Below are 3,224 nucleotides of genomic sequence, written 5' to 3'. Positions count from 1 at the left end.
ACTCGTCGCCTGGCCTCAAGACTACTACTCTAGAAGAAGCGTTAAGGCTGAGCGGCCCGACCCCGGCTCAAGGTGGCTGCGAGGCCTCTCGGACCTCACGGCCACCTTGACGCGGTTGGCTTAACTTCCGGGTTCGATATGAGACCGGGTGTTGCCCAACCGCTATGGCCGGGTCGGGCCGTCTAATTCTGATGGCTAGCTGGCTTTTAAAACCTTACTTTTATCGACCGAGTAAATCCCCTTAATCTTAAGCTCCCTCCCGCACCTTGGGCACTTACCCTTAACGAGCCCTATGAAGTCGCCTGGCTCGAAGTCCCTCTCTACCTGGAACCCGCAGCCCTCGCAGACTAGTAGTTCACGCGTAACGTACTCTGTCCTAGTAGGCCTCTTCCTGGTCTCCAGGTACATGTAGACTATTAATAGTACTGTGAGCACGATCATGAACAAAGTGTATGGATCCAGCGTGTTCATCACATGGGCACCCCTATGGTGTTGCCTATACCCGCTACTATAACGGTGGCATTCGGCTTGGTCTCCTCCTTGATAAGCTTGAGGACGTAGTCAACGGCCCTCCTAGAAGCCTCGAATATCTCCTTCCTCATAACGGTGAGAGCCTCCCTGTAGTCCATCTTTACGATTAGCGCTCTCAAGGGTATCCCGTACTCGGCCGCGGCCCTCTCGATCGCGATCTTCTCGGGGCCGGGGTCTCCGATGGCAGCACCCACACCCTCCGCTATTGAGCCTGTCTCCTCTCCCTCTAGTTTTAGGGCGGCGTCTATCGTCACGATCAAGTCCACGTTGCCCTTGAGCTCCTCCACCAGTTTTCTTATTACCGCCCCTGGGTGGCCGACGTTGCTACCCGGCCCCTCGGCCTTCACGAGGAAGACCCTCCTGTCCTCTAGCCAGGTCTCGAACACGCTGGTGTCTTCGATAACCCTCTTCGACACGACCTTCGACTTCTCGAGTAGATTGTAGACTACGAGGGGGCCGACGGAGTCTCCAATGGGCTTCCCGGACATGAACGGGTCTAGGGCCATATGGTAGGTCTCGACGTACCTCATAATCGTAGGCATTAGAAGCTCTAGTTGCATTAGAAGAACCCAGTTGTTCTCTTTCTCGCCGGTTAAGAGGTAGTGCCTTATCACCTTGTATATAAGGTTTAGGCCCGCTAACACCTCGATGCTTGTCTCGACAAGGCTCCTCTCGAATTTACCAGTGTTTGGTAGAGAGCTCTCGACAAACCTCCTTACGGTCGCCTCACTAGTTCTTATCATGTGGTCCAGTCTCTTTATGATGTCTATAGGCTCGATACTAACGGGCTCTATCGTGAAGAAGTCCAGGACCCTCCCTACGAGGACCGAGGGCGTCTGGTACCCCAAGTTGGAGATCATCTTCTCGACGCGGACCCTGTCCTCGTCAATGATCCTCTTGATCAAGTTCAATTTGTTCCTAATGTCCATTGCCCAAATTCTCATCTGGATTTTCGTGTTTAGCCCGGTGATCAGCAGTATGAATATTATTAGCCAGATTATCTGGGTTATCAGGGAGATAGTGTCTCCGTTCATTCGGCATCAACTGACTTAAGAACTCTATTCTTTAGGAGAGTTTTTAAGATAAAGCCGACTAAGCCGGGCGCGTCACATCGTCGTTACAATGACGTCCTTTCCCAGGACGAGGAACGTGTGCTCGAACTGCGCAACCGGCCTGTTCGTCTTCTCGACCAGGACGGGGTACTTCACGAGCAGGCCCTTACTGCTCAGCGAGCCCAGTATGCGCTGCGACTGGCTGTAGTAGTCCGGGTACCACCTAAGGGTGAAGGGGAGAGTCCTCCTCTCCCCGTAGACGCGCCTGTAGAAGTCCCCCTCGGGGGCGGCCAGCTCCACGCGCCTAACAGGTCTCAGAGCGTAGATAGTGACTTCGCTACCCTCCCTCACGAGGCCCGAGCCGTCTGTCGCGAACGGCTCGACTGCGAAAGCCCCTTCCCCTATCCTCCACAGAGCTGTCAAGTCGTCGTAGTTGGGGATGGTCTTACCGCTGTGGATGAGGTAGAGGTCCATGCTGTGGCCGCTCAGATTGACTATCGGCTTGTAGCCGGCGGACTTCACAACCCTCTCCACGACTCTACCTATCTCCCTCGCCCTCACACCCGGCTTGAAGACTTTGACCACCTCCTCTAGTGCCCTCCTAGTAGCCTCGACGAGGCCCTCGAGAGCCGGGTTGAAGCACACGGTGGTAGCCGTGTCGGCTATGTAACCGTTGACGTGAACCCCCAGGTCTACCTTGACTACGGAGCCGTCTGGTATGACACCCGTGTCCTCGAGAGTGGGAGTGTAGTGAGCCGCTACCTCGTTAATCCCTATGTTCACCGGGAACGCCGGCTGGCCGCCCAGCTCGACGATCTCCCTCTCGAGCTCTCTGGCCAGCTCGAGAACCCCGATACCTGGCCTCACCATCTTCTCCGCCTTCTCTCTGACCCTTCTGGCGATCTCCCCGGCCTTGATATAGCTCCTCACTTCCTCTTCGTCCATTTAACCACCTTGAACATTTTATGTCGTAACGGAGGATATTTTATACATGGGGGTTCTCATGGCCCGATTCAAGTACCTAGGCCACAGCGCCTTTGAGGTGGTCTTGAAAGGCCTAGACGGTAAGGAGAAGACCGTGCTCGTAGACCCGTGGATCGACAACCCCTTGAGCCCTGTTAGGCTAGACTACTTCAAGGGCAAGAAGGTCGACTACATCCTGGTCACGCACGACCACAGCGACCACCTAGGGAACGCCTTCGAGATCGCCAGGGCTACAGGGGCGACTATAGTCGGCGTTTACGAGCTGGCCGAGGAAGCAGAGTCTAGGGGTCTTAAGTCGATAGGGGGGAACATAGGTGGCCCCCTGAAAATCGAAGACCTCCTCATAGTGATGACGCCCGCCACGCACTCCTCTTCTAAGGGTACTCCCGTCGGCTTTGTCGTGAAAGGGCAAGACGTGTCGTTCTACCACGCAGGGGACACAGGGCTGTTCTCCGAGATGAGCCTCATCGGCGAGCTGTACAGCCCGGACGTAGCCATGCTACCCATAGGCGGCCACTTCACGATGGGTGTCAGGGAGGCCGTTAAAGCGGTGGAACTGCTGAGGCCTAGGATCGTAGTGCCTATGCACTACAACACCTTCCCCGTCATAAAGGAGGACCCGGCCAGGTTCAAGGAGCTCGTGGAGGCTACGACGCC

Annotated in this window: 4 protein-coding genes and 1 rRNA gene; 1 reads left to right on the top strand and 4 read right to left on the bottom strand. The window is 55.7% G+C overall.

All coding sequences use genetic code 11. The annotated features are described in order from the left end of the window. Positions 1-56: 56 nt before the first annotated feature. From rrf to map, 4 genes are all read right to left on the bottom strand, one after another. A 5S ribosomal RNA gene (gene rrf, locus ACP5VX_RS06690) occupies positions 57-176 on the bottom strand. 19 nt (positions 177-195) lie between these two features. After that, the gene (locus tag ACP5VX_RS06685; RefSeq protein ID WP_014736931.1) at positions 196-471 is read right to left on the bottom strand and encodes a hypothetical protein; all 276 of its coding nucleotides are present in this window, start codon (positions 469-471) and stop codon (positions 196-198) included. After that, positions 471-1,565: a DUF1512 domain-containing protein gene (locus tag ACP5VX_RS06680; protein ID WP_428725105.1), complete on the bottom strand. Its 1,095-nt coding sequence runs from the start codon at positions 1,563-1,565 to the stop codon at positions 471-473. Before ACP5VX_RS06680 ends, ACP5VX_RS06685 begins: the two co-directional genes overlap by 1 nt. Before the next feature lie 72 nt (positions 1,566-1,637). Beyond that, positions 1,638-2,528, bottom strand: a complete 891-nt coding sequence (gene map, locus ACP5VX_RS06675; RefSeq protein ID WP_428725104.1) for a type II methionyl aminopeptidase — start codon at positions 2,526-2,528, stop codon at positions 1,638-1,640. Positions 2,529-2,586: 58 nt separating this feature from the next. Between map and ACP5VX_RS06670 the strand changes: the two genes are divergently transcribed. Then, the coding region (locus ACP5VX_RS06670) for a metal-dependent hydrolase (RefSeq protein WP_428725106.1) at positions 2,587-3,224 on the top strand (638 nt) is incomplete at its 3' end.

The sequence above is a fragment of the Thermogladius sp. genome (assembly GCF_049970955.1).
GTDB lineage: Archaea > Thermoproteota > Thermoprotei_A > Sulfolobales > Desulfurococcaceae > Thermogladius.
This window is presented reverse-complemented; position numbering and strand designations above follow the sequence as displayed.